The organism is Hymenobacter humi (assembly GCF_042665855.1).
GTDB lineage: Bacteria > Bacteroidota > Bacteroidia > Cytophagales > Hymenobacteraceae > Hymenobacter > Hymenobacter humi.
This window is the reverse complement of record NZ_JBHTEK010000001.1, coordinates 4,440,748-4,465,050: the sequence shown is the minus strand read 5'-3', so window position 1 is coordinate 4,465,050 and position 24,303 is coordinate 4,440,748. Positions and strand designations below refer to the sequence as shown.

The window sequence follows — 24,303 nt, the reverse complement described above, 5'->3', positions numbered from 1 at the left end:
TGGTTCTTGGAACGTAGGTGAAAGCGCTTACCGATTTCGCGTATCGCCGCCCACCATGCGCGAAATGAGGCCGTGGTCTTTGGTGATTTCGCTCCACACTACGCCCACCACGTGCACTACAAAAAAGGCGATGATGAGGTACATGGTCACGTTATGAATCTCCTCGGCGGTGTGCTCAATTTGGTCGAAAAACGCGACCTCGTTGTGGTAAGTGAGGACGAGGCCGGTGAGAACCATGATGGTCAGGAAGACATAGAACAGGGCGTAGGTGCTCTTGGCAAATAAGGCGCTGCCGGCGTCGCCTTTGTCTTCGGGCGCGGCCAGGCGGTAGCGGCGGGCCAGCGCCAGCAGCCGCGCCGAAAAGCGGATGGGCGAAGGCCCCCGCAGCTCCATTACCACGCGCAGCAACCAGAATGCGGCCAGCGCCAGGCCCAGGTAGATGTGCCATTCCCAGATACGCTCGCTGAGAATATGGGTAAGCGAGCCTGGCCTGCTTCACGCTCAGCGTGATGTTCTCCTTGGCCATGGTTTGCTGAAACTCCGGCACCGCCGACCGGGCATTCACGATAACCTTCTGAAAGAGAATGGTAAGCAGCTGGCCGCTCACGAGTAGCGTATTGCCCCAGTGCCACACGCGCATGGGAGCCGTGTAGTCTTGCGTGGGGATGGTGGCGGGGGCAAGAATGGGGTTCATCGGGTGTAGGGGGTCAAAGGGTTAAGGCGAGGGTGGTGTTGGTGCCAGCGGCCGGCAGCGGTTCGGTGCGGCCGGGGTAGGCGAGCAGGGCGTGTTCGAGGCAGGTGAAGGCCGCGTCGAGGTCGGTGCGGTTGAGCACGTAGGCCAGGCGCACTTCCTGCCGGCCCAGGCCCGGCGTCTGGTAAAAGCCGTTGGCCGGCGAAAGCATCAGGGTCTGGTTTTCGTAGGAAAAGCTTTCCAGCAGCCACTGCCCGAAGGCTTCGGTGTCGTCGACGGGCAAGTGGGCCAGCACGTAGAACGCGCCGCCCGGGCGCGGGCACACCACGCCGGGCATGGCCCGGAGCCGGGCCACGGTGAGGTCGCGCCGGGCCTGGTATTCGGCCTTGCTCTCGTCGAAGTACGACTCGGGCAGGTCGGCCGCGGCTTCGGCCAGCAGCATGCCCAGGCCGGGCGGGCTCACCCGCATCTGGGCAAACCGGAAGGCGGCATTGTATACCTGCTGGTTGAGCGTGACCAAGGCGCCGATGCGCGCCCCGCAGGCGCTGTAGCGCTTCGAAATGGTGTCGACCACCACCACGTGCTGCTCGGCCCCGGCCAGCTGCAGCGCGCTCACGTAGGGCGCATCGTAGCAAAATTCCCGGTAAGCCTCATCCGAGAGCAGGTACAGGCTGTGGGCGTGGCACAAGCCTAGGATGCTTTCCAGCTCGGCGCGGCTGTACACGTAGCCCGTGGGATTGCTGGGGTTGCAGATGAGAATGGCCCGGGTGCGGGGCGTAATCACCCGCTCAAACTCGGCCAGGGGCGGCAGCGCAAAGCCGTTCTCAATATGCGCCGTCACGGGCACGATGGTCACGCCGGCTGCAATGGCAAAGGCGGTGTACGTTCCGTAAAACGGCTCCGGGATGATGAGCTCATCGCCGGGGTTGAGGCAGGTGAGCAAGGCAAACAGGATGGCCTCACTGCCGCCCGTGGTTACGATGATGTCTTTGGCCTGCACCGGGAGGTTGGCGCGCTGGTAGTAGGCCGCCAGCTTCTGGCGGTAGCTCTCGGTGCCGGCGCCGTGGGTGTAGCCCAGCACGCGCACATCGGCCGAGCGCATGGCGGCCATGGCGGCCGGGGGCGTCTCAATGTCGGGCTGCCCGATGTTCAGCGGATACACAATCTTGCCCTGCAGCCGGGCGGCTTCGGCATAAGGCGCCAGCTTGCGAAACGGTGATACAGGCATGTTCTGCCCGCGCTGCGATACTTCTAACATAGCATAAAATTAAAGCAATTAGCAGGCATTCCGGCTAAAACAAACTTCCGTAAGTTGCGCGCCAGCTGCCCCTTACAAATATTTTTTATAAAGATTATATAAAACGCGGGTGTCGGCGTCGGTCAGGGGCGCGTTCACGTTCTGCTGAATGAAGTGGAGCTTGAACGCCTGAATAGCCGCCGGTAAGTTACGGGTGTCGTACCCGATAATGCGCAGGGCATCCTGCGGATTAAAGGCCGGAATAGTAGCGTTTAAGCGGGCCAGCCTGCGCGTCGATGGCGGCGCTGTCGAGGGCCAGCGGAGCCCCGTTGAGCAGGGCCGGGGGCTGGCCAGCACCGTGGTGCTGTCGGTGGGGGCGGGGTAGTGCCCGGGTGGGTTGGGGAGTTCGCCGGCATCGTACCACAGGCCAAATCCCTTATCGGCCAGGCGCTTCCATGGGAACAACACGCTGGGGTCGGTTTTGCGGATAGGAGCGATGTCGGAATGCCCGATAAAGTTGGCAGAGGGAATGTTGTAGGCCTTCTTCAGCCCGGCCAGCACTTTCAGCAGGCTGGCCACCTGCGGTTCGGCAAATGGCTCAAGCCCATTGTTATCCAGCTCAATTCCAATAGAAGTAGAGTTGATGTCGGTGTCGTTGCCCCACCTGGCCGCGCCGCCGTGCCAAGCCCGAAGGTAGTCGTTGAGCATGTGAAACACCTGGCCGTCGCGCCCAATGACGTAGTGCGCGCTCACCTGCGTGCGCGGCAGCGTGAAGGTCTTCAGCGTCTGGGCGGTGGAGTCCTGCGCCGTGTGGTGAATGACGACGTAGTTGGGCTTGCGCAGGTTGAAGTTGGTGGTGCCCACCCAGTACTTGCCCAGGAGCAGGCTGTCGGCTCCCGGCGTGGGCACGGGCATCGCGCGCAGCGACTTGGCGTAGGCCTTCACCTGCTGCTTGTAGGAGCGGTTGGTCGTGGCGTAGGGATTCTGCACAGCGCAGGAAGCGAGAGAGGCCGCTACCACGCCAAGCAATAAAGCCAGATATCTAGTTTGGGTCATAAAGCACGAAGAAAGCACCGAAGGTCAATGGTTGAGCTGCAAAACTGGTTTTGGGTAAGGCATCCGGCCACAACATCGCTGCATTGAATAGGAGGCAAAACTAGCGTCCGCTACCTTGCCGATATTCGCTTTACTTAGCCCGGGAATGAAACTTCTACTCATCGGCGGCACAAAATTTCTGGGGCGCCACCTGGTTGGGGCTGCGCAGGCACGTCAGCACGACGTCACCATCTTCCATCGCGGCCATCACTCATCGGCTGGCCTCGAAGGGATTGAAGAAATACGCGGCGATAGAAACGAGGACTTGAGCCAGCTACAGGGCCGCCAGTGGGACGCCATAATTGACACCTGCGGCTACCTGCCGCAAACAGTCAAAGCAGCGGCCGAGGCCTTGAGAAACGCTGCCCGGCAGTACGTTTTCATTTCCAGTGTTTCGGCTTACACCGATTTCAGGCTTGCCGATTACAACGAAACGACTCCCCTGGCAACCCTAACCCCGCGCAGGCTGCGAGGCTGGCGGCAATCGACCCCAAAGCAGAAATCACGGCTGCCGGGCTAGGGGAGCTATATGGCGCCTTAAAGGCAATGTGCGAGCACGAAGCCCAGCAGGTTTTCGGCGCCCGTACCCTGATTATTCGGCCTGGCTTGCTGGTCGGCCCCCTCGACCCTACGGACCGGTTCACCTACTGGGTCAGTCGGGTGGCCCGCGGCGGCGAGGTGCTGGCGCCGGGCAGTCCCAATCGGTTCGTTCAATTTATGGATGCCCGGGACTTAGCCCAATGGATTGTTGAGCTCATTGAGCACAACGCCGCCGGTGTTTTTAATGCGGCCTGCCCTCCCTTCAGCCTCACATTTGCCCAACTGCTGGCAGCAATAAAGGCCGTGACCCAGAGCGACGCCTCTTTTACCTGGGCAGACGACGCATTTCTACAGCAGCAAAGGGTGAAGGAGTGGAGCGAAATGCCCTTGTACCTGGCTCAATCCAGCCAGGAAACCCGGGGTTTTATGGCGGCAAATATCGACAAAGCCCTAGCCGCAAACCTCACTTTTCGCCCACTTGCTGATACCATTCGGGATACGCTGGAATGGCGCGCCACCCAGCCCAGTCCCCTGCAAGCCGGCATCGACGATGCCCGGGAAAAAGAGCTGCTGGATACCTGGCACCACACCAGCCAAGGCGTTATTGTTACCTCGGCAGCCGATGCTCGATGACGTTTTAACCAAAGACAATCAAACAGAAGAAGGCCCCGCAACAGTTGTTGCGGGGCCTTCTTCTGTTTGGCGCTTAGGAATCGCCGCTTTACTTGGCGTACGCCACGGCACGCATTTCCCGAATCACGGTGATTTTAATCTGGCCCGGGTACTGCATTTCCTTCTCAATCTTCTGCGAGATTTCGAAGCTCAGCTCAGCGGCGCGCTCGTCGGTCACGTTCTCGGCGTCTACCATCACGCGCAGGCTCGCGGCCGGCCTGGATGGCAAAGCACTGGTTCACGCCCTTGAAGCCGTTGGCAGTTTCTTCCAGCTGCTTGAGGCGCTTGATGTAGCTTTCCATCATTTCGCGGCGGGCGCCGGGGCGCGAGCCCGAAATGGCGTCGCAGGCCTGCACGAGCGGCGAAATCATGGCCGTCATCTCAATTTCGTCGTGGTGGGCACCGATGGCGTTCACCACATCGGGGTGCTCTTTCCACTTCTTGGCCATCTCCATGCCCAGAATGGCGTGGGGCAGCTCGGGCTCCTCGGTGCTCACCTTGCCGATGTCGTGGAGCAGGCCGGCGCGCTTGGCTTTCTTCACGTCGAGGCCCATCTCGGCGGCCATGGTGGCGCAGAGGTTGGCTACTTCGCGCGAGTGCTGCAGCAGGTTCTGGCCGTACGACGAGCGGAAACGCATGCGGCCCACCATCTTAATCAGCTCGGGGTGCAGGCCGTGAATGCCGAGGTCGATGATGGTTTTCTCACCGATTTCGACGATTTCCTCTTCGATGTTCTTGCGGGTTTTGGCCACAATTTCCTCCACGCGAGCGGGGTGAATGCGTCCGTCCTTCACCAACAAGTGCAAGGAAAGGCGGGCAATTTCGCGGCGCACCGGGTCGAAGCCCGAAATGATGATGGCCTCCGGGGTATCGTCCACGATGATTTCCACGCCTGTGGCAGCTTCCAGCGCCCGGATGTTGCGGCCCTCGCGGCCGATGATTTTGCCTTTTACGTCGTCGCTTTCAATGTTAAAAATCGACACGCAGTTCTCGATGGCGTGCTCCGACGCGGTGCGTTGAATGGTTTCCAGCACAATTTTCTTGGCATCCTTGGTAGCCGTGAGCTTTGCCTGGGCTACCGTGTCTTTCACGTAAGAGCTGGCCTGAATCTGGGCTTCGTTTTTCAGGGACTCTACCAGTTGCTCGCGGGCTTCGGCGGCCGTCAGGTTAGCTATGGTCTCGGTGGCGCTGCACCGAGTGGAGCTGCTCTTCGGCTTCCTTCTGCTTTTCTTCCAGCTCGGCCATGGCGGCTTCGTGGTCGAGGCGGCGCTTTTCGGCCTGGCTCTCCAGCTTGTCGCGCAGGCTGCTGGGTGTCGTTCTGGTTTTTCTCGCGGGCTTTTTCCAGCTCCACTTCCTTGCGCTGCAGCTGCTCGAGCCTGGCGCTGGGTGGTTTCGGTGAGCAGCTTGATGCTCTGCTCTTGCTCTACTACGCCCTGGCGGCGCTCGGTCAGCTCCTGCTCCAGGCTCTGCTTGAGGCGGCGGCTTTCGACATCAAACTCGTTGCGGAGGTTCTTGAACTTGTTCTTGGACTGCTCCAGGCGCTCGTCAGCCTGCTTTATTTTCTCGTCGCGGAGGCGGTTGCCTTTCTCCTCGGCGTCGCGGAGGATTTCCTGGGCCTTGGCCGTGGCCTGGCCTTCGTGGTCTAGCCGGGCTTTGCCGGCCGCCTGCTTGCCAATCACGAAGCCCGCCACAAGGGCGACCACCGCGGTCAGCAAACAGTACATTATTATGGGGGACATATCAGTATGGTTTTGGGATGGGTGAAAACCATAACTGGGAGGAACAGTTTTGCCCGGGCTAAAGCGGTAGCGGCCGATTGCCGCGCCGCCCTGCCGGGCCAACGAGTGTGCGGTGCCGGGCGAGGGGACTACCTCGCCGGCACCACGCCTGATAGCAGGCTCGTCGAAACGAGCCAGCCGCTCGGTTAGCGCCGCATCGGTGCCATCCTTTTCCTTGCTCACTTTCAATTGGTCGGCCATGGTGGCCAGCGCAATCATGGCCAGTAAGTCCTGCTTGTCCTGAATGCCGTAGCCTTCCCGAAATTCGCGCACTTTATCGCCCAGCAGCCGCCCGGCCAGGCGCAGCCGTTCCTCATCCTGCACGTCAACGCGCATGGGATAGTCCCGGTCAGCAATTCGAATTTTGATGGCTAGTTCGCTCATAAGGCGGAAGTTACGGCAGTGGAGGTGGAGGTCAGTCGGTTAGTCTCTCAAATAGGCAAGACACTTGTCCAGTTCGCGGATGTATTCGTTGAGGCGCAGTTTTAATTCGTTGGCGTGGGTGGGTTCCCCAGCTATGGTGTGTACAAGTTTAACAATATTTTCTTGGTTTTGATGCTCCTTGAGCTGCCGGTCCCGCTCGCGCACATCGGCCCGCAGCTGCTGCACGGTGGTGTTGGCGTCGGCCAGCTCCTCACGCAATTGCTGATAGGCAGCCACTAAGGTGGTAATCTGCCGCTCCAGGCGGTCGAGTTGAGCAAGCTGTTGGGAAGAGGCCACGGTCGAGATAATTTTTGCGTGAAGATAAAGCGGGTCCCCGAAAGCTACGCTTTACCAGAGACCCGCTTGCAACTTACTACTCAGGCAGCTTTGGCTAGTAGAACTTATGCGCCTGCTCCAATAAGCGCTTTGGAAAGAAATTGAGCCATTCCATAGCAAAAAAGAACGTCAGGCTCAGCTTGTCGAAGCAGCTCTACCGCGCAACTAATCTCGTTAAAGAGGAATAGCGCTGCGGTAAAGATGCTTCGACAGGCTCAGCCTGACGTTCTCTTAACGTTCAGATGCTGTCTGACCTAAAGGGCTTACTTGCCCTTCTCTTTCTTGGTCTTCACCTTCATCTTGCCGCCGTCTTCGGTTTTCACTTTCATCTTCTCGTCGGTCGGGGCAACGGCTTGCGTTGGAGCGGCGGCAGGAGCCGCAGCGGCTACGGGCTTGCCTTCCAGGTCCAGCTCCACCACGGGGTAGCCCAGGGCCTGCAGGGCGGGCAGCTGCTTGTTGTCGCCTACCACCACTATGTACATCTTGTCGGCTGGCAGGTACTTCTTGGCCGAAGCCTGTACGTCTTCCTTGGTTAGCTTCTTGAGGATGTCGCTCTGCTGCTGCACGTAGCTCGGCTCAAGGTTGTACTCCACCAAGCGGGCCAGGAAGCCAGCTTTCTGCTGGCCGGTTTCGTAGCGCAGGGCATCGCTCTGGCCGATGGACGATTGCAGGAAGGTCAGCTCTTCGTCGGTAATACCGGCGGGGTAGTTGCTGATTTCGCTCATGAACTCTTTCACCGAAGCGGCCGTGGCATCGGCGCGCACGCCGGCCGAGGCCGTGAACGGACCGGCATAGCGGGTGCTACCGAAGCCCGAGCGGGCGCCGTAGGTGTAGCCCTTGTTCTCGCGCAGGTTCAGGTTGATGCGCGAGTTGAAGGCGCCGCCCAGCACGTAGTTGGCCAGGTAGGCCCTATAGTAAGGGCCGGTAGCGTCGTAGGGCATGTCGGTGAGGTAGCCTACCCGAATTTCCGACTGCGCCGCACCGGGCTTGTTCACGAAGTACACGGTGGTTTTGTCGGGCTGCACGCCGGCCGCGTCGGCCGGAATGGTCACGTCCTTCTTGGCCCAGTTCTTCAGGAAGCCAAGCTGGGGCGTCAGGGTCTTCTGGTCCACGTCGCCTACTACCACGAGGGAGCTCACGTTGGGGGCGTAGTACTTGTTGTAGAAGTCCTTCACGTCGTCGAGCGTGAGGCTGCTCACCGAGGCCGTGGTGCCGGCTACCGGAGTGCCGGCGATGTTGCTGGTGCCGTAAGCCAGGCGGTTGAAAGTCAGGTCGGCGATGACGGCCGGCTGGTTGGCGAAGTTGGCAATCTGCTCCACCTGCTGCTTTTTAACCCGGGCAAAATCCTGAGCGTCGAAGCGGGGTGCAGCAGGCGCTGCTCCAGCAGGGCCATGGTGGCGGGCAGGTTCTTGGCGAGGCTCTGCACGCTCACGATGGTTTCGTTGTCGTCGGCACTTACCGAAACGCGCGAACCCAGCTTGTCGACGGCCGCCGAGAACTGCTCGCCGGTGTACTTTTCCGAACCTTCGTTCAGCATGCTGGCCGTGAGCTGGGCAATGCCGGCTTTGCCGGGCATGGTTTGCTCCAGGCGGTGGCCACCCCGGATGGTGAGGCGCATGGTGACGGCCGGAATCTCGGAGTTTTTCGTGCCCACGACTTTCAGGCCGTTGGGCAGGGTCTCCTGGTAGAGCGCGGGCACCTTCACCACGGGGTTGGCCCCGGAGGCAGGCTGCTTGGTGCGGTCAAAGCTGTCGGTAGCTTTCGAATACTTCAAGCCGGCGTAGCCGTAGTCGGGCGCCTTGTACCCCGATTTGTCGATGGTGTAGTTGTCGGGCTTGGCCGCGGCCACACCCCCGTTTTGGGCAGTACGCTCAGAATCACGGCGTGCTTGCCCTTGATGTACTTGTCGTAGGCGCGCTGCACGTCGGCTTTGGTCAGGGCCTTGAGCTCCTTGGTCTCGACGGTGAGGTAGTTGGGGTTGTTGAAGTAGGTCTGGTAAGCGGCCGGCTGGCTCACCTTGCCGCTCACGCTGGCCAGGCTGTTCACCACCTGGGCCTCGGTCTGGGCCTTGAAGCGCTGCAGGTCCTCATCGGTCACGCCGCGCTTTTCAAACTCGGTCAGCGTGTTGCGCACGATGGTCTCGAGGCTGTCGAGGCCTTTGCCGGGGAAGGGCAGGGCCACGATGGCCAGCTGGCCACCCAGCTCAGAGTTATACTGATAAGAGCTGGCCTGCACGGCCTTCTGGTTTTTCACCAGGTTTTTGTAGAGCAGCGAAGTTTTGCCACCGCCCAGGATTTGCGATACGGCGTCGAGAGCAACGGCGTCGGGGTGGCCGTTGGGCACCGTCGGGAACACTACCTGCATCATCGGGAAGCGCACGTTGTCGGTGTAGCTCACGTAGCGGTCGGTGGCCAGCACGGGGGCGGGCAGCTTGGTTTTGGCCACGGCCGGGCCCCGCTTGATGGTACCGAAGTACTTCTCCACCAGCTTCACCACCTGGGCGGGCTGCACGTCGCCGCCCACGGTCAGGGTGGCGTTGTTGGGGCCGTACCAGCGCAGGAAGAAGTTCTTCAGGTCCTCTACATTCGAGCGGTCCAGGTCCTCGAGGTAGCCGATGGTCAGCCAGGAGTAGGGGTGGCCGTAGGGGTACAGCGTCTTGCTCACGTACTCGCTGGCGAGGCCGTAGGGGCGGTTGTCGTAGTTCTGGCCCCGCTCGTTTTTCACGGTCGAGCGCTGGATTTCAAACTTCTTCTGGCTCACGGCATCAAGCAGGAAGCCCATGCGGTCGGCCTCCAGCCACAGGCCGGTTTCGAGCCTGGTTGCTCGGCAGGGTCTCGTAGTAGTTGGTGCGGTCCTGGTTGGTTGAGCCGTTGAGCGTGCCGCCGGCGGCGGTTACCAGCTTGAAGTGCTGCTGGTCGCCCACGTGGTCGGAACCCTGGAACATCATGTGCTCGAAGAAGTGGGCAAAGCCCGACTTGCCGATTTGCTCGCGGGCCGAGCCCACGTGGTAGGTCACGTCGACGTGCACCAGCGGGTCGGAATGGTCTTCGGTAACGATGAGCGTAAGGCCGTTGGGCAGCACGTACTTCTCGTAGGGAATCACGAGTGGCCGGGCTGCTTGGTCACTTTCTCCACCAGCTTGGTGCCGCTGGGCATGGTGGCCAGAGCCGATTTGGCCGCTGGCGCTTTGGCACCCTTGCTGGCGGGGTTCTGCTGAGCAAAGCTGGCGGAGGTCACCAGCGCCAGGCCCAGCGTAGACAATAAACGAAGATTCATTTGGTGGGAAACAGGAGTAAAAAGAGAAGAATTAAAAGGGATTTACTACAACTCAAGGGTTGCTGCCTGAAAGATAGTGCCTCGTCTATAAATCGGAGTGATAAATCGACGAGCAGTGCAATTTTATAGCGCAGGACATAAAAAAGGAACGCCATGCCGGGCATGACGTTCCTTAAATTACTGGCAGCTACCTGCGCGTCGGTTGTGGTTACTTCCGAATCAAGGCGCCGGCTTGTTTTTCAAATTGCCCAATCAGGCGCTGCATTACCTGGTCGATGGCCTGCTCGCTCAGGGTCTGGGTGAAGTCCTGCAGGGTGAAGCTCACCGAGTAAGACTTCTTGCCCGCGCCCAGGTTTTCGCCGGCGTACACATCGAACACGTTCACGCTTTGCAGCAGCTTCTTCTCGGTGCGCTGCGCAATCTGGCGGAGCTGGTCGAAGGTCACGCTGGCGTCGACTACCACGCTCAGGTCGCGGCGTACCTCCGGGAACTTGGGCAGCTCGCGGGCTACCAGCGTGGGCTTGTACTTCTTGCTCAAGGCATCCCAGTCCAGCTCGGCGTACCACACGGGCTGCGTCACGTCGAGGCGCTTGAGCACCGAGGCGGCCACGGCGCCAAGTTGGGCCACGGGCTGGTTGTGCACCAGCAGCGTGAGGCCGCCGGCCAGGTAGGCGTGCTGCACCGGCTGCGAGGCCGCCCCGCCAAAGCCCAGCGCCGCCAGCACCTGCTGCACCGCCCCGGCCAGGTCGTGGAAGGTGGCCTTCTCCGACTTGTGCTGCCAGGTCTCGGCCGTGGCGTTGCCGGTCAGGTAAATCACCAGCTTGGTCTTTTCCTGGTATTTGCCTTCGGCGGTTTGCTGGTAGATTTTGCCGAATTCGTACAGCTTCAAATCCCGCTGGCGGCGGTTGATGTTGTGCCGAATGATTTCCAGCCCCGAATGCAGCAGCGTGGGCCGCATGGCATTCAAATCAACGCTGTTGTAATTGAGAATGCGTACCAGCGACTCGTCCGCTTCGCCTTCTTTGTCGAAGTACTGCGCGTTGGTCAGCGAGTTGGTCAGAATCTCCGAAAAGCCTTGTCCGCTCAGCAGGGTGGCGATTTTCAGCCGCGTCACTTCCGGGTCGGGGTTCGGGAATTTAGCCAGGTACGACGCCGAATTGTTGGGCCGCAGCGCCACGTTGTTGTAGCCGTAAATCCGCAGAATTTCCTCAATGATGTCGGCCTCGCGCGTCACGTCCACCTTGTGCGGCGGCACCGACAGCAGCCACGTGGCCTGGTCGCCCTCGTCCAGGTTTTCGTCGGTAATGACAATGTCCAGGTCGGTGAGAATCTGACGGATGCGCTCGGGCGCGATGTACTGGCCCACCAGCCGCTCCACGCGCGGCAGGCGCAGGCGCACTGCGGCCGGCTGCACCGGGGCGGGGTATTCATCTACCACCGGCGCGGCTACCGTGGCGCCCGCTCCTTCCTGCAGCAGCAAGGCCGCGCGCTGCAGGGCTACGGGCACCATATTGGGGTCGGTGCCGCGCTCGAAGCGGAACGAGGCATCCGTTTTCAATTGGTGCGTTTGGGAGGTGCGGCGCACGGCGGCGGGCCCGAAGTAGGCGCTTTCCAGAAACACTCGGGTGGTGGCCTCGCTCACGCCCGAGGTCTTGCCGCCGAACACGCCGGCCAGGGCCATGGGCGCGCCGTGGGCATCGGCAATCACGAGGTCATCGGCTTTGAGGCTGCGCTCCACGCCGTCTAGGGTCACGAATTTCTCGCTGGCTTCGGCGCGCTTCACCCGAATCTGGCCGCCCGTAATCTGGTCGGCGTCGAAGGCGTGCAGGGGCTGGCCCAACTCGTGCAGCACGAAGTTGGTCACGTCCACCACGTTGTTGATAGGGGAGAGGCCGATGCTGCGGAGCCGGCGCTGCAGCCACTCGGGCGAGGGCCCCACCTGCACGTTTTCCAGAAGCAAGCCGGCGTAGCGCGGGCAAGCCGTGGTGTCCTCAATGGTCACGCCGATGTTAGCCGCGGCCGAAGCTGGTGCCTGGAAGGCACTGGTATCGGGCAGGTGGCAGGGCTGGCGCAGCAGGGCGCGCAGGCTCGCGGGCCACGCCGTAGTGCGAGGCGGCATCGGCGCGGTTGGGCGTGAGGCCGATTTCAAACACGGTATCGGAGCCCAGGCCGAAGTAGTCGGCGGCGGGCGTGCCGTTGGGCAGCTCGGTTTCCAGCACCATGATGCCGGCGTGCGAGGTGCCCAGCCCAATTTCATCCTCGGCGCAAATCATGCCTTCGGAGGCCGCGCCGCGGATTTTGCTTTTCTTGATTTTGAACGGCTCGCCCTGCGCGGGGTACAGCGTGGCGCCTTCCAGGGCCACCACCACGCGCTGGCCGGCGGCCACGTTGGGGGCGCCGCACACAATCTGGCGCGGCTCGGCGTCGCCCACGTCCACAGTGGTCAGGCTCAGCTTGTCGGCATCGGGGTGGCGCTCGCAGGTGAGCACGGTGCCCAGCACCACACCGCGCAAGCCGCCGGGAATGCTTTCCAGCTCTTCCAGGCTCTCCACTTCCAGGCCCGAGCCGGTGAGCAGGGCGCTGATTTCGGTGGCGGGTTTGTCGGTAGGAATGAGCGTTTTAAGCCAGTCGAAGGAAATACGCATTGCTAGTTGTCGGTTGTTAGTTGTCCGTTGTCAGGCGGTGGGGCAGGATGGCAAAGGTACAACGGGTGCGAAGCCGGCTGAAAATGAAGCGGGCAGTTGGGGCATTTCGCGTGGGAACCTCACCCCCGGCCCCTCTCCAAAAGAGAGGGGAGCCTGACGACAGCCGGCCCAAGTAGGGGCGGGGCTGGCCCCCGCCCGTCGTTGAACAAAAACGTGGAACCGGTGTGGACGACCGGGCGGGGACCAGCCCCGCCCCTACATAACGCCGTGGCTCCCCTCTCTTTTGGAGAGGGGCCGGGGTGAGGTTCTCCCGGCTGCACTATTCGTGAAACGACTTTTCACCGGCCGGAATAGCTACCTGCAACCGGTTTGCAGCTGGCGGCACCGGGCAACTGTACTCATTATTATAAGCGCAGTACGGATTGTAAGCTTGGTTGAAATCCAGCTCAATTTCGGTCACGTTGGGATTGGGCAAAGGCGCGTCGAGATAGCGGCCGCCGCCGTAGGTTGCGTGGCCGTTCGTCAGGTCCGTGAATGGAATAAATAGCGTGGAATCTTTGCCCGTCGCTTTTAAATAAATACCCAATTGCTGGGGCTTATTATCTATTTCAAATTTCGCGCTGCCCCAATTTAAATATTTCTCCGCGCGGTTGTCGCTCATTTGAATGAGCGTGGTATCGGGATTTGCATTGTGCGAAATAGTGGCGTCAATTACAAAAGCTAATTGAGCTGGATAATACTTCAGGCTGTCAAATTGAGCCTTTTGTTCGGCGGAAAGGGGCGACTTATCGGACTGGCGAAACGAGCGGTTTTTATCACTGCGAGACTTATTCACTTTGGCCGAATAAGCACTGGCGTCGGGTTTGGTGGCATTTAAGGAATAGAGAATAATGCCGATGATGGCGGCGGCCAGCCCAATTTTTTAATCATGGTAAGGGTGTTTTCGAAAAGGTAACGCGCGGCCTGCAAACCGGGCGCCGGCCGGCAAGTTCACGTCGGGAGTCCGTTGCTTATTTGCCCGTCGTCCATTTCGATGATGCGGTGGGTCTTGGCCGCAAAATCGGTGTCGTGCGTGACGATGAGCAGGGCCTGGTGGTAGGTTTCGGCGAGCTCCTTGAAAATGTCGAACACCACCTCGCCGTTTTTCTTGTCGAGGTTGCCCGTGGGCTCGTCGCCCATGATGATGAGCGGGTCGTTAATCAGCGCGCGGGCAATGGCCACGCGCTGCTTTTGGCCGCCCGAGAGCTGGTTGGGCTTTTTGAGCGCCTCGGATTCGATGCCCAGGATTTTCAGCTTTTCGTAGGCTTTGCTTTCGATTTCCTCCTTTGAATACTTGCCGAGCTTTTCGCCGGGCAGCATCACGTTGCGCAGCACCGAAAACTCGTTGAGCAGGTAGTGAAACTGGAAGACGAAGCCGATTTTCTCGTTGCGCACATGGGCCAGCTCGGCTTCATTTTTTTGCCCATTACCACGTTGTCAATCAGCAGGGTGCCTTTGTAGGCAGTGTCCATGGTCGACAGGATGTAGAGCAGGGTCGACTTGCCGCAGCCCGACTTGCCCACCACGGCCGCAAACTCGCCGCGGGCCAGCGAAAACGTGATGTCGCGCAGCACCTCCACCCGCACGGGGTCGTCGAAGTACTTGATGAGGTGGCGGGCTTCCAGGGCGGGGCTGTCCATCTTACTTGCCGCGGATGATGACGACGGGGTCGACCTTGCTGGCCTTGCGCGCCGGGAAAAACCCCGCCAGGTAAGTGGTCAGGATGGAAAACACTGCAGCAATGCCGTAGAACACTGGGTTGAAATCGATGGGGTAGGTTTTGACCGCCGGCAGCGACGCCGGGGTGAACGGCAGCTGGGCAATGAGCGCCGAAAGCCCCAGGCCGCCGACCAGCCCGAGGGCCCCGCCAAACAGCCCGATGGACAAGGCCACGGCCACAAACAGCCGCCGCACGTCGGTGCCCGAAAACCCGACGGCCTTGAGGATGGCAATGGTGTCCATCTTCTCGTAAATCATCATGTTCAGGATATTGTAAATCCCAAAGCCCGCGACGGTCAGCAGCGTAATGCCGACGGCGTACGAAATCAGCGTGCGCACGAAGGTGCCCGTTTCGAACTCCGCGTTAGCCGTCTGAATGTCCATGGCCTGCACTTCGTAGAGCTTGGCGTACTCTTTCGCCAGCCGAGGCGCCAGCGTGAAATCGTGGAGCTTGACCTGGAGGTCGGTGACGTAGATATTGGACTCGCCCAGCAGCTTTTGGGCCGTGGCCAGGGAGGTGTAGCTCTGCACCTTGTCGATTTCCAGCAGGCCCGACTGAAACAGCCCCACCACCTTCAGCTGCACGTGGTCGCCCTTGGGGGTGGTCACCTGCACTACGTCGTCCAGGTCGACCAGCATGAGGTCGGCGGCGGCTTTGCCCAGGATGATGCTGTTGGGCACGGTATTCAAGCTCAGGAAGTCGCCGGCCACCACGTAGTCGCCGAAGGCAAACAGGGCGTTTTCCTGCTCCGGCACAATGCCGCTGATGGTGCCGTTGAGCGTGACGGTGCCCACGTTGTAAAACACCTGCACCTGGGTTTTGGGGGCCACGCCCCGCACCCGCGGGTCGCGGCGCAGGGCGGCCAGGATGGCGCCGCTGTTGCGAATCCGGGGCAGTTCCTCGCGGGGCTTGATGGAGCGGATGAAGTTGTGCTGCGGCCGGCCCTGGGTGTACCGGTCGATGGGCTGTTGGACGGCCGGCTTCAGCTCGTTGTAGAGCCGCACGTGGGGCGTGCGGTTCAGCACGAGGCCATCGAGCAGGCTCGTTGAGCCCCGACATGAAGCTGAGCAGGGCAATGAACATGGTGAGGCTGAACGTGACGCCGATGGCCGCCACCAGCGTCTGCTTGCCGCGGGCCCGCAGCAGCGCCACCGCCACGTCGTAGAGCAGGGGCATTTTCATGGGTTGGGGGCTTGGAGTTCGTCGTTGGGCGAGAGGCCCGCCACAATTTCCACCATCCGGTAGTCGCGGAGGCCGGTTTTTACCCGCACTTGCTGGCCGTCGCTTCTGAGCACCGTGGAGTCGTTGAGCAGCAGCGGGCGCGGAATCAGCAGCGCTTTGGGCTTGGTTTGCAGCACGATGTTGGCTTCGAAGCTGATGAAGGGGTACAGCACGGGGGCTGCCGAATAAATTCGGCTTCCACCAGAAAGGTCTTGCTGGCCGTGTTCATGATGGGCGACACGGTGGTGACGCGGGCCGTAAACACCTGGCCCTTGTAGCTGTCGAGCGTCACGAGCACCTGCTGGCCCGGGCGGATTTTCACGATGTCGGTCTCGTCGACCTGCATCTGCAGCACAAAGTGCCGGGCGTCGCCGAGCAGGGCCAGCGGCGTCTGGGGCGTTACGGCCTCGCCTTTTTCCCGGTACAGCTTGTAGACAATGCCCTTGATTTTACTGCGCAGCACGTAGTCGCTGGCCTGCCGCTGGGCTATCTGCAGGTTTTTCCGGGCCTGCGCTGCCGCGAAATTGAGCTGTTTTTGAAGCGTCTGGTAGTTGAGTACCGCCGTTTGGTACGCGGTTCGGGAGTTCACGTAGGCCAGGCTCGCGCTGCTCCAGGGTCAGCTTGGTGCCGATGCCCTGCTGCCAGAGCTGGCGCTGCCGGGTGAGCTGCAGCCGGTCGTTCTGCATGTTGCGGCGCTGCAGCGCAATCAGCGCCCGCGCCTCCTGCAGCCGGCTTTCGTTGGCCCGCAGGTCGGCGTACTTGGCGGCCAGGGCGGCGTTTTCCGCGGTCAGCTGCGATACGTCGCTGGCAATGGCCAGGAGCGACGTGCCCACCCGCACCGAGTCGCCTTCCTTCACGTGCACCTCCCGAATGATGCCGCCCGCGCTGGCAAAGGCCTGGTACTGCTGGCTGCTTTTGATGCTGCCGGCCGCGTACACCGATTCGGTAATGGCGGAAACCACGGGCTTCACCCGCTCGGCTTTCGGCTGGCAGCCTACCAGCCACACGATGGCGAGCAGCATCCAGAGCCCCATCGACCCTGCTTCTCCGGTCCTGAGCCACTCGTACGCAGCCCGCATCCCCGGCTTACCAGGCAGCGCGGCTGGCTGGCAGGGTATCGGTAATCGGTTGACTTTCATGTAAAAGCAAGCGAATGGCGGCGCTGGGGTAGCTTCCTGTCAAAACCAGAAAAAGCACCTCATTGGATAGCCCAACGGGAATGCCTCCTGAATATGGCGATTATTCGGCAAGTTCTACCGGTGCGGCGGGTTTCAGCATGACCATAATCAACTGAGAATGCGATTGCTGTCATGCGCCTGGGGCGTAAGGCCCCGCAGACAGCCACTCTTTTGAGTTGGGCTACAGCATGCCCTCGTCGGCAAAGCTGTAGTAGCCCTGGTCGGAGTAGATGAGGTGGTCGAGAATGGGCAGGTCCAGGAAATTACCGGCTTCCTTAAGCTTCTTGGTGAGCTGGATGTCGGCGGCGCTGGGGTTGCGGTTGCCGCTGGGGTGGTTGTGCACCAGGATAATGCTGCTGGCCAGCTGCTCGAGGGCTTCTTTGAATATCATTTTGGGGTCGGCCACGGTGCCGGCCACGCCGCCGCGGCTGATGGCGGTTTTGCGCATCACCACGTTGGCCCGGTTGAGCAGTATCACCCAGAACTCTTCGTGCGGCAGGTCCATCAGGTTGGGCCGAATGAGCTGGTAGATGTCGCGCGAGCAGGTGATGGTGGTGCGCGGGGCGGCGTCGGCCTCCTTGCGGCGGCGGCCCAGCTCCAGCGCCGCCACCACGGTGATGGCCTTGGCCTCGCCAATGCCGGGGTGGCGGCAGAGCTGCTTCACACTTTCGCGGGCCAGGGCGTTGAGGTCGTTGCCGACGCCCTGCAGCATGAGCTTGGCCACGTCCACGGCCGAGAGCTTCACGGTGCCGGAACCGAGCAGGATGGCCAGCAGGCTCGGCATCGGAGAGGGCGGCGCGGCCTTTGGCCAGGAGCTTTTCGCGGGGCCGGTCTTCCTCAGCCCAGCTCTTGATGCCCAGCGCGCCGGGGGCGGCATAAGGCGGCGCGGGCGTGGCGTTTTCGGTCAGGCTGTCAGGTGTTTCCATGCGGCACGGGGTTGGTAGAGGGCGGAAAGTAAATTAAAAGTAAAGCAAAAGGCGGCCGGGCGCGTTTAACCTGCGAGTCCGTTTTGGCAGGAAGCCCGAACGGTACCGTCCGCTTCAAATCAGATTATGCGAAATCCGTTGGTGTTATGGTTGGTTCTGGCCGCGATTGTGTTGGCCGAATGGTATGGGTATCAGGCCGTGCGCACGTTGGCGCAAAACCTGTCGCCGGCGGGGCGCCGTGGCGTAGCGGTGGCTTACTGGGTGGTTTCGCTGGGGGTGTGGGCCCTGGCTTTCTGGGCCGGCTCGACCCGCCAAATGGGCAACACGGTGCTGAAAAGCTACTTGATGAGCCTGCCGCTGCTGCTGCTGGCCGGCAAGCTGCTCATCATGGTGCCGCTGCTACTCGAAGACGTTACGCGGCTGGGGCGCTGGGCCATGAGCTCGGCCACGCGGCCGGCCGGGCTGGAGGGCGAGGCCATTCCGCGCAGCGAGTTCCTGGCCAAGCTGGCCTTGGGCGTGGGCGCCATTCCGTTTGTGGCGCTGCTCTGGGGCATGTTTAAGGGCGCCACCGACTACCAGGTGCGCCGCGTAACCCTGCGCTTTCCCAACCTGCCGCCGGCCTTCGACGGCTTCAAGGTGCTGCAGATTTCCGATTTGCACACCGGCAGCTTCAGCACCACCGAGCCGCTGGAGCGTGCCGTGGCCCTCATCAACCAGCAAGGAGCCGACCTCGTGCTGATGACCGGCGACCTGGTGAACAACCGCGCCACCGAGGTGGAGCCGCACATGCCCGCCCTGGCCGGCATTAAATCGGAGCTGCCCATATTCTCGAGCCTCGGCAACCACGACTACGGCGACTACGTGCAGTGGGGCAGCCTGGCCGAGAAGCAGGAAAACCTGCAGCGCCTGATGCAGAACCACGCCAAAATGGGCTGGACGCTCATCAACGACACCAGCCACACCATCACGCGCGGCCAGGACAAGATTGCGGTGCTCGGCGTGCAGAACTGGAGCAGCCACGCCAACTTTCCGAAGCACGGCAACCTGCCCCAGGCCCACGCCCACAGCGGCGACGCGCCGTTCAAGATTCTGCTCTCGCACGACCCCTCGCACTGGGAGGCGCAGGTGCTCAACTACCCCGACATTGACCTCACGCTGAGCGGGCACACCCACGGCATGCAGTTTGGCCTGAACCTCCCCGGCCTGAAGTGGAGCCCCGTGCAATACGTGTACAAGCAGTGGGCCGGCCTGTACGAGCAGGGCCGCCAAAAACTGTACGTAAACACCGGGTTGGGCTATTTGGGCTACCCCGGCCGGGTGGGCTTCCTCCCAGAAATCACAGTATTTGAATTACGCCGAGCTTGAATAAACCGGCAGGGACGGAAACCGGGAGCAAGGAAAAATTCGGATGTGGTAACATCCACTACGACATTGCCGTAAAGCGCCCCCAACCAATTACGGTTGTTCTTAACCTTACTTCCCATGAAAAATTCCCTCTTCATTCTCGCGGGCGCTGCTGCCCTTTCGCTGGCCTCCTGCTCGCAGGAAAAACCACTGACACCACCGTGGCAGGCTGGCGACGGCATGACGACCACCACGACCACGACGACGACCACCGGCCCGATGTCAGACGCCGAAATCGAAGCCCGCGCCCAGCGCCTTGCCGATAAAATGGTGGCCGATATGAAAATCAAGGACGAGGCCACGAAAACCAAAATCCGCAACGTGTACGTGAACCGCTACCGCAAGATGGGCGAAATGCGCAGCCAGTACGCTACCGACACCACGGGTATGGCCGCGGCCATGCGCGAGTCGATGGCCATCACAGATGCAGAGTTCAAAACCGTTTTTGCCGACCCTACCCAGTACCAGGCCTACGAAACGAACCGCGCCACTTACTACGCCATGGAGAACGAAGACCCCTCTATGTCGACTACCACGGACATGAATGCTAGCTCAACGACCGATGCCAGCACGACCACCGACAACTCGGGCTCGATGACGGGCAGCGAGGGCGGCAAAGTGAAGATTAAGGCCGACGGCGACATCAAAATCAAAGATGCCCAGGGCAACAAGACCAAGATGGACGGCGACGACGGCACCGTAAAAATGAAAGACGAAAACGGCGGCAAAACCAAAATGGAATAGCGACCAGCGGCTTTTAGCCCCCGCTTCCGGCCCGCACCTGCAACGGTGCGGGCTTTTTTGTCTCCCTGGTGCACAACTTTGTAGTTGATTTGTGTTTATGCGAAGTGATAAATCCAGGGGTATTGTATAAAGCATTGAGTAGCTGCAATTATATAGGGCGTTGGCTATTGGCCGTCTTGCTGTTAGGGGTTGGGCTGCTGGCCCCGGCCCGGGCCCAGCAGGTGCGGGTGAGCGGCAGCGTTTCGGCGGCCGACACGCGCCAGGCCCTGCCCGGGGCCACTGTGCAGGTGCAGCGCACCCGCCGCGGCGTGGTGACCAATACCACCGGCGACTTTTCGGTGGATGCCCTGCCCAACGACACCATCCTGTTTCGGGCCCTGGGCTATAAATCGCAGCGCATGACCCTGAGCAATACGGGCCTCTCGCAGCTGATAGTGCGCATTCAACTGGTGCGCGACAGCGTGCACTGGGCGAAGTGCGCGTAATCAGCGACCGGCCCGACCGGGCCCTCATCAACCGGGCCCTGCGCAACATGAAGCGCCCCGCTCCGCCCGTAGCAAGCGGCGCCAAGCGCCCACCCAAACCCAAGCCCTTGTTTGCCGTGGACTCTGCCGCGCCCAAAGCACCGGTGTCCACCATTGCGAACCCCGTGAGCTTGATTTATGACCAATTCTCCCGCGAAGGCAAGCAGCGCCGGAAAATGGAAGAAATCGAAGCCGAGCAGAAAGCGGAGAAAGCCCGCAAGGCCCGCGCTAAGTACAACAAGGCGTTTAAGGATAATCGCGGGTACGAGTAGGGGTGAGGTGCCCCGGCCTGAGCCGCCGCCTCCCCACCCATAAGCTGAACCCGCCCGCAACCCTTCGCGTAAGCCCAGGGTATGAAAATTGGGTATCCCTGCGTGAACGAGGCGATGGACTGCAGCGCCGCCAATACCTTCCGGCTGGCCTCGTACTCGGAGGAGCGCCTCATTGCGGCGGTAAGCGCTAACCTGGTCTGCCTGCGCCGCATGCTGGAGTGGAACGTGGCCCAGGGGCTGCTTTTCTTCCGGATGGGTTCGGGCATCGTGCCCTTCGGCTCCCACGAAATCAACACGTTTCCCTGGCAAACGCACTTCGCGGCCGAGTTCCGTGCCATCGGCGACTACATCAAGGCCAACGACTTGCGGGTGAGTTTTCACCCCGACCAGTTTGTGGTGCTCAACTCGCCCAGCCCGGATATTGTGCAGCGCAGCATTCAGGAGTTGGTGTATCAGGGCTCGATGCTGGATTTGATGGGGCTGGACGGCACGGCCAAGCTGCAGATTCATGTGGGTGGTCTGTACGGCGAGCGGGAGCTGGCCATCAGCCGGTTTGCGGCCGTGCACGCCACTCTGCCCGAGGCCGTGAAAGCGCGTGTAGTGGTGGAGAACGACGACCGGCTGTTTCCCCTGCGCGACTGCCTGCACCTGCACGAGCTAACCGGCGTGCCCATCCTCTTCGACAATTTCCACCACGAGTGCCTCAACCACGGCGAGCCCATGGACGAGGCCCTGCGCCTGGCCGCCGGCACCTGGCACCCCACCCGCGACGGCGTGCCCATGATGGACTACAGCTCGCAGGCCCTGGGCGAGCGCAAAGGCAAGCACACCGACGACCTGGTCGACGACCTGTTCCGCGATTTTCTCACCAACCTGCGCGGGCTCGACATGGACTTGATGCTCGAAATCAAGAACAAGGAAGCCAGCGCCCTGCGCGCCGTGGCCATCCTCCGCGAACTGGGCCTGAGCGCCCCGGCGCCCAACGTTCCCAGCCCACCCCTCACGCTGCCGCCCGACCCCAATGCACCGGCCAAAGCCAAGCGCGCCAAGAAGCCTGCTGCCAGCTAAAGCAGCCGTTGAGCAGGCTTTTCCCGATTATTTACCTCTCCACACTTTATTCCCCAAACATGTCCCTCGACCACCTCAACGCCACTGTCAGCGCCCTCAAAAATGGCCTTACCAGCCTGCCCCTGGGCTCGGCCATGGACAACACCGAAACCTGGCAGCAGATTTTTCTGCAAAGCGGCGAACCCGGCCTGCAGGACATCGCCCGCGAAATCGGCAACCTGCAGTCCCTGCTCACCAGCGGAGCCCTGAGCGCGACGGCCATTGGCAATTCGCTATCCATGCTGGGCGACCAGACCAGCCAGGTGAGCACCCAGGCCCCCGACCACATCAAAAAGCAGCTAATTGAGCTGGCCGATTCGCTGCGCCGCCACGGCAGCGATTTGCTGGCCCACGCCGCCAAAAAGAAGAAGTAGCATCCTGCCCAGCATAAAAAAAGCCCGCTCAATCAATTGGGCGGGCCTTTTTTATGCCTACAAGGTAGTCGGCTTAGTGTTGCGGTACGGTGCTACTGTTGCTGCGGCGCGAGCGGCTGGGCACGACTTCGGTGGATTGCCGACGGCGGCCGTCCTTCACTACGGGGCGCTCCCGGACATCGGGGACGGCCGCGGGCGACAGCTCGGGGGTAGCGGCGGGCGTGTAGCCCTGCTCGGTGAGCTGCCGGCTGGGCTGGGCATCGCGGTTGGTTACGGTACGCTGCACTTCTGGTGGCCCCTGAATGGTGCTCTGATTCAGGGCCGGGTTTACGGGCGGAATGGTGGTTTGGCCCTGGCTGCCGCCGCGCACGGGGGCTGTAGGGTCTATGGGAACGGTTTGGGCCTGGGCGGTGGCTGCCAGGAGGAGCAGGCCGGCCAGTATGTAAGGCAGTTTCATGGCAGTAAAGTAAAGGATGAGTGTAAACCAAAACACCGGCTGCTTCAGGAGAAACAGCCGGTGTTTGATTTAGTTACGAAGCTCAACTGCAAAAGGTTAGTTGTTGGGCTTGGCTTTCATTTTTACTTTGTCCTTCTGAATCTTCGTCTTGCTTTTCTTTACGGGCGTGCCCATGGCATCGGTGCCCGACATGGAGCCGCTGGTGCTCATGCTGCCGCTGGTGCTGGTGCCCATATTGCCCGAAGTTGAAGCGCCCGAAGTTGTGCCGGCGCCTGACGTCGTGCTCATGGTACCGCTGGTGGTGCCCGAAGTAGTACCCGACGTGGTGCCCGTGTCGGTGGTGCCCGAAGTGGTACCGCTCGTGCTCATGCCAGTAGTAGTGCCACTGGTAGTACCGGAAGTAGTACCGCTGGTGCTCATACCACTGGTTGTGCCACTAGTAGTCATGCCCGTCGTGGTGCCGGTAGTGGTAGCACCAGAAGTAGTACCTGAGGTAGACCCCATAGTAGTGCCAGTAGTTGTGCCACTGGTAGTGGTGCCGCTAGTGGTACCCATCGTACCACTGGTCGTACCCATTGTGCCGCTGGTGGTGCCGCTGGTCGTACCAGAAGTGGTGCGCCGGGCGCCGCTGGTGGTGCCACTTGTCGTGCCGCTGGTCGAACCCATCGTGGTGCCAGTAGTGGTGGAGCCAGTGGTTTGGGCGAAGGCGGCAGTGCTCAGGCCGGTAGCCAATAGCGTGGCAATTAAAATTTTGGTCGTTTTCATAGACTAGTGGTTAAGTGAGAGAGGAGTTGGGGCGCCGTAAGTGGAAAGGAAGGAGGGTTTTGCACTAAATAATGGTGGAGCGCTGTGGGGGCCTTTTACGGCCGGTAGCGAGGTTGTGGTTTCGAAAATGCGGAATAATATCCAATTTAATCATTTTAAGCACAGCCGTTTAGCTACCTGTTTTCCGTTGGTTGTTAAGTGGAAAGGTGCTCGTGGTTGAGCTGCTGGTTAGGCGGTTACCCAAAAAGTTGTCACCTTCCTGTAACCTTCCCGATTTGGCACGGTGTCCACAATCAAATACCACCAAAAAGCACCTTTACCAGCTTGGACTCGCTATCGGACAATGCCTTGATGCTGCGGGTGAAAGCCGGCGACGTGGACCGAATGGGCCTGCTCTTTGAGCGCTACCACCGGCCGCTCTTTGGCTTTCTGTACCACATGCTGGGGCGGGCCGATGCCAGCGAAGACCTCGTGCAGAACGTGTTCTACCGCATGCTCAAGTACCGCCACACTTTCACCGGCGACGGCGAGTTCCGCACCTGGATATACCACCTGGCCCGCAACGTGCTGGCCGACTACGTGAAGAAAACCGCCACGCCGCCCACCACACCGACGTGGCCGACATGGCCGACTACCTCAGTGGCGGCAGCCGCGCCGACGAGGGCCTGGAAAAGGACCAGGAAGTAGCCCAGCTCCACCAGGCCCTGGCCCGCCTCAGTCCCGAAAACCGCGAAATCCTGGTCTTGAGCCGGTTTCAGGAGATGAAGTACGCTGAGATAGCCCGGGTGCTGAACACCACCGAAGGCGCCGTGAAAGTGCGCGTGCACCGCGCCATGAACGAATTGAAGTCCGCTTATCTACGCATCGAAAATTGAGCTA

At 61.0% G+C, this 24,303-nt stretch carries 25 protein-coding genes and 5 pseudogenes; 10 read left to right on the top strand and 20 right to left on the bottom strand.

Annotated features, from left to right (window positions below):
* Positions 1–27: 27 nt before the first annotated feature.
* The 3 genes from ACFQT0_RS25290 to ACFQT0_RS25280 form a co-directional block, all read right to left on the bottom strand.
* A complete protein-coding gene (locus ACFQT0_RS25290) occupies positions 28–441 on the bottom strand; it encodes a cytochrome b/b6 domain-containing protein (RefSeq protein ID WP_380206133.1) in 414 nt (137 codons plus the stop codon).
* A gap of 266 nt (positions 442–707) precedes the next feature.
* Positions 708–1,949, bottom strand: coding sequence for a pyridoxal phosphate-dependent aminotransferase (locus tag ACFQT0_RS25285; protein WP_380205760.1), 1,242 nt, complete (start codon positions 1,947–1,949; stop codon positions 708–710).
* A 72-nt stretch (positions 1,950–2,021) separates the two neighbouring features.
* A complete protein-coding gene (locus ACFQT0_RS25280) occupies positions 2,022–2,948 on the bottom strand; it encodes an N-acetylmuramoyl-L-alanine amidase (RefSeq protein WP_380205759.1) in 927 nt (308 codons plus the stop codon).
* Positions 2,949–3,129: 181 nt separating this feature from the next.
* On the opposite strand from ACFQT0_RS25280, the gene ACFQT0_RS25275 reads away from it, so the two are divergent.
* Both ACFQT0_RS25275 and ACFQT0_RS25270 read left to right on the top strand, forming a co-directional pair.
* On the top strand, positions 3,130–3,543 hold the full coding sequence (locus tag ACFQT0_RS25275; RefSeq protein ID WP_380205758.1) for a hypothetical protein: 414 nt from the start codon (positions 3,130–3,132) through the stop codon (positions 3,541–3,543).
* 26 nt (positions 3,544–3,569) lie between these two features.
* Positions 3,570–4,196, top strand: coding sequence for an NAD-dependent epimerase/dehydratase family protein (locus ACFQT0_RS25270; protein WP_380205757.1), 627 nt, complete (start codon positions 3,570–3,572; stop codon positions 4,194–4,196).
* 88 nt (positions 4,197–4,284) lie between these two features.
* Here the strand turns inward: ACFQT0_RS25270 and rny are convergent.
* From rny to radC, 15 genes and pseudogenes are all read right to left on the bottom strand, one after another.
* Positions 4,285–5,416 (bottom strand): annotated as a pseudogene (rny, locus tag ACFQT0_RS25265) (ribonuclease Y); the annotation flags it as partial.
* Positions 5,417–6,199: 783 nt separating this feature from the next.
* Positions 6,200–6,349 (bottom strand): annotated as a pseudogene (locus ACFQT0_RS25260) (cell division protein ZapA); the annotation flags it as partial.
* An 87-nt stretch (positions 6,350–6,436) separates the two neighbouring features.
* Positions 6,437–6,733, bottom strand: coding sequence for a hypothetical protein (locus ACFQT0_RS25255; protein WP_068188624.1), 297 nt, complete (start codon positions 6,731–6,733; stop codon positions 6,437–6,439).
* Positions 6,734–7,035: 302 nt separating this feature from the next.
* Positions 7,036–8,091 (bottom strand): M16 family metallopeptidase, encoded by a 1,056-nt coding sequence (locus tag ACFQT0_RS25250; protein ID WP_380205756.1) that lies wholly within the window; start codon positions 8,089–8,091, stop codon positions 7,036–7,038.
* Complete coding sequence (locus tag ACFQT0_RS25245; RefSeq protein ID WP_380205755.1) at positions 8,040–8,621, bottom strand: M16 family metallopeptidase; 582 nt, start codon at positions 8,619–8,621, stop codon at positions 8,040–8,042. Before ACFQT0_RS25245 ends, ACFQT0_RS25250 begins: the two co-directional genes overlap by 52 nt.
* Positions 8,543–9,553 (bottom strand): M16 family metallopeptidase, encoded by a 1,011-nt coding sequence (locus ACFQT0_RS25240; protein ID WP_380205754.1) that lies wholly within the window; start codon positions 9,551–9,553, stop codon positions 8,543–8,545. Before ACFQT0_RS25240 ends, ACFQT0_RS25245 begins: the two co-directional genes overlap by 79 nt.
* Positions 9,537–9,875 carry a M16 family metallopeptidase gene (locus tag ACFQT0_RS25235; RefSeq protein WP_380205753.1) on the bottom strand — a complete coding sequence of 113 codons (339 nt, stop codon included), beginning with the start codon at positions 9,873–9,875 and terminating at the stop codon, positions 9,537–9,539. The genes ACFQT0_RS25240 and ACFQT0_RS25235 overlap by 17 nt, the downstream gene beginning before the upstream one ends.
* Positions 9,872–10,048, bottom strand: a complete 177-nt coding sequence (locus ACFQT0_RS25230) for a hypothetical protein (protein WP_380205752.1) — start codon at positions 10,046–10,048, stop codon at positions 9,872–9,874. Before ACFQT0_RS25230 ends, ACFQT0_RS25235 begins: the two co-directional genes overlap by 4 nt.
* Before the next feature lie 208 nt (positions 10,049–10,256).
* Positions 10,257–12,693: pseudogene (pheT, locus tag ACFQT0_RS25225) on the bottom strand (phenylalanine--tRNA ligase subunit beta).
* Between the two features lie 319 nt (positions 12,694–13,012).
* Complete coding sequence (locus ACFQT0_RS25220; RefSeq protein WP_380205751.1) at positions 13,013–13,528, bottom strand: DUF1684 domain-containing protein; 516 nt, start codon at positions 13,526–13,528, stop codon at positions 13,013–13,015.
* Positions 13,529–13,683: 155 nt separating this feature from the next.
* Positions 13,684–14,372, bottom strand: a pseudogene (locus ACFQT0_RS25215) (ABC transporter ATP-binding protein).
* A 1-nt stretch (position 14,373) separates the two neighbouring features.
* On the bottom strand, positions 14,374–15,477 hold the full coding sequence (locus ACFQT0_RS25210) for an ABC transporter permease (RefSeq protein ID WP_380205750.1): 1,104 nt from the start codon (positions 15,475–15,477) through the stop codon (positions 14,374–14,376).
* A 153-nt stretch (positions 15,478–15,630) separates the two neighbouring features.
* Positions 15,631–15,810, bottom strand: coding sequence for a hypothetical protein (locus ACFQT0_RS25205; protein ID WP_380205749.1), 180 nt, complete (start codon positions 15,808–15,810; stop codon positions 15,631–15,633).
* Entirely contained in the window at positions 15,780–16,262 is a 483-nt protein-coding gene (locus ACFQT0_RS25200; RefSeq protein WP_380205748.1) for an efflux RND transporter periplasmic adaptor subunit, read from the bottom strand. Before ACFQT0_RS25200 ends, ACFQT0_RS25205 begins: the two co-directional genes overlap by 31 nt.
* Positions 16,263–17,032: 770 nt before the next feature.
* Positions 17,033–17,777: pseudogene (gene radC / locus ACFQT0_RS25195) on the bottom strand (RadC family protein).
* A gap of 168 nt (positions 17,778–17,945) precedes the next feature.
* Between radC and ACFQT0_RS25190 the strand changes: the two are divergent.
* The 6 genes from ACFQT0_RS25190 (at position 17,946) to ACFQT0_RS25165 (ending at position 22,202) form a co-directional block, all read left to right on the top strand.
* Positions 17,946–19,142, top strand: a complete 1,197-nt coding sequence (locus ACFQT0_RS25190; RefSeq protein WP_380206132.1) for a metallophosphoesterase — start codon at positions 17,946–17,948, stop codon at positions 19,140–19,142.
* Between the two features lie 117 nt (positions 19,143–19,259).
* On the top strand, positions 19,260–19,925 hold the full coding sequence (locus ACFQT0_RS25185; RefSeq protein ID WP_380205747.1) for a hypothetical protein: 666 nt from the start codon (positions 19,260–19,262) through the stop codon (positions 19,923–19,925).
* A gap of 176 nt (positions 19,926–20,101) precedes the next feature.
* On the top strand, positions 20,102–20,410 hold the full coding sequence (locus ACFQT0_RS25180) for a carboxypeptidase-like regulatory domain-containing protein (protein ID WP_380205746.1): 309 nt from the start codon (positions 20,102–20,104) through the stop codon (positions 20,408–20,410).
* Positions 20,401–20,721 carry a hypothetical protein gene (locus tag ACFQT0_RS25175; RefSeq protein WP_380205745.1) on the top strand — a complete coding sequence of 107 codons (321 nt, stop codon included), beginning with the start codon at positions 20,401–20,403 and terminating at the stop codon, positions 20,719–20,721. Before ACFQT0_RS25180 ends, ACFQT0_RS25175 begins: the two co-directional genes overlap by 10 nt.
* An 81-nt stretch (positions 20,722–20,802) precedes the next feature.
* Positions 20,803–21,789, top strand: a complete 987-nt coding sequence (gene uvsE / locus ACFQT0_RS25170; RefSeq protein WP_380205744.1) for a UV DNA damage repair endonuclease UvsE — start codon at positions 20,803–20,805, stop codon at positions 21,787–21,789.
* A 59-nt stretch (positions 21,790–21,848) separates the two neighbouring features.
* Positions 21,849–22,202, top strand: a complete 354-nt coding sequence (locus ACFQT0_RS25165; protein ID WP_380205743.1) for a hypothetical protein — start codon at positions 21,849–21,851, stop codon at positions 22,200–22,202.
* Between the two features lie 73 nt (positions 22,203–22,275).
* Here the strand turns inward: ACFQT0_RS25165 and ACFQT0_RS25160 are convergent, their stop codons facing one another.
* Positions 22,276–22,659: a hypothetical protein gene (locus tag ACFQT0_RS25160; protein ID WP_380205742.1), complete on the bottom strand. Its 384-nt coding sequence runs from the start codon at positions 22,657–22,659 to the stop codon at positions 22,276–22,278.
* Between the two features lie 96 nt (positions 22,660–22,755).
* Positions 22,756–23,424: a hypothetical protein gene (locus ACFQT0_RS25155; RefSeq protein WP_380205741.1), complete on the bottom strand. Its 669-nt coding sequence runs from the start codon at positions 23,422–23,424 to the stop codon at positions 22,756–22,758.
* Positions 23,425–23,748: 324 nt separating this feature from the next.
* On the opposite strand from ACFQT0_RS25155, the gene ACFQT0_RS25150 reads away from it, so the two are divergent.
* Together ACFQT0_RS25150 and ACFQT0_RS25145 are read left to right on the top strand one after the other, a co-directional pair.
* Complete coding sequence (locus ACFQT0_RS25150; protein WP_380205740.1) at positions 23,749–24,111, top strand: RNA polymerase sigma factor; 363 nt, start codon at positions 23,749–23,751, stop codon at positions 24,109–24,111.
* Positions 24,048–24,299, top strand: coding sequence for an RNA polymerase sigma factor (locus tag ACFQT0_RS25145; RefSeq protein ID WP_380205739.1), 252 nt, complete (start codon positions 24,048–24,050; stop codon positions 24,297–24,299). Before ACFQT0_RS25150 ends, ACFQT0_RS25145 begins: the two co-directional genes overlap by 64 nt.
* Positions 24,300–24,303: the final 4 nt, after the last annotated feature.

Coding starts and splice junctions, on each gene's coding strand:
- ACFQT0_RS25285 (WP_380205760.1), bottom strand. CDS start 1,949: ATGTTAGAAGTATCGCAGCGCGGGCAGAACATGCCTGTATCACCGTTT.
- ACFQT0_RS25275 (WP_380205758.1), top strand. CDS start 3,130: ATGAAACTTCTACTCATCGGCGGCACAAAATTTCTGGGGCGCCACCTG.
- ACFQT0_RS25270 (WP_380205757.1), top strand. CDS start 3,570: ATGTGCGAGCACGAAGCCCAGCAGGTTTTCGGCGCCCGTACCCTGATT.
- ACFQT0_RS25240 (WP_380205754.1), bottom strand. CDS start 9,553: ATGGGCTTCCTGCTTGATGCCGTGAGCCAGAAGAAGTTTGAAATCCAG.
- ACFQT0_RS25230 (WP_380205752.1), bottom strand. CDS start 10,048: ATGAATCTTCGTTTATTGTCTACGCTGGGCCTGGCGCTGGTGACCTCC.
- ACFQT0_RS25185 (WP_380205747.1), top strand. CDS start 19,260: ATGAAAAATTCCCTCTTCATTCTCGCGGGCGCTGCTGCCCTTTCGCTG.
- uvsE (WP_380205744.1), top strand. CDS start 20,803: ATGAAAATTGGGTATCCCTGCGTGAACGAGGCGATGGACTGCAGCGCC.
- ACFQT0_RS25165 (WP_380205743.1), top strand. CDS start 21,849: ATGTCCCTCGACCACCTCAACGCCACTGTCAGCGCCCTCAAAAATGGC.
- ACFQT0_RS25160 (WP_380205742.1), bottom strand. CDS start 22,659: ATGAAACTGCCTTACATACTGGCCGGCCTGCTCCTCCTGGCAGCCACC.
- ACFQT0_RS25155 (WP_380205741.1), bottom strand. CDS start 23,424: ATGAAAACGACCAAAATTTTAATTGCCACGCTATTGGCTACCGGCCTG.
- ACFQT0_RS25145 (WP_380205739.1), top strand. CDS start 24,048: ATGGCCGACTACCTCAGTGGCGGCAGCCGCGCCGACGAGGGCCTGGAA.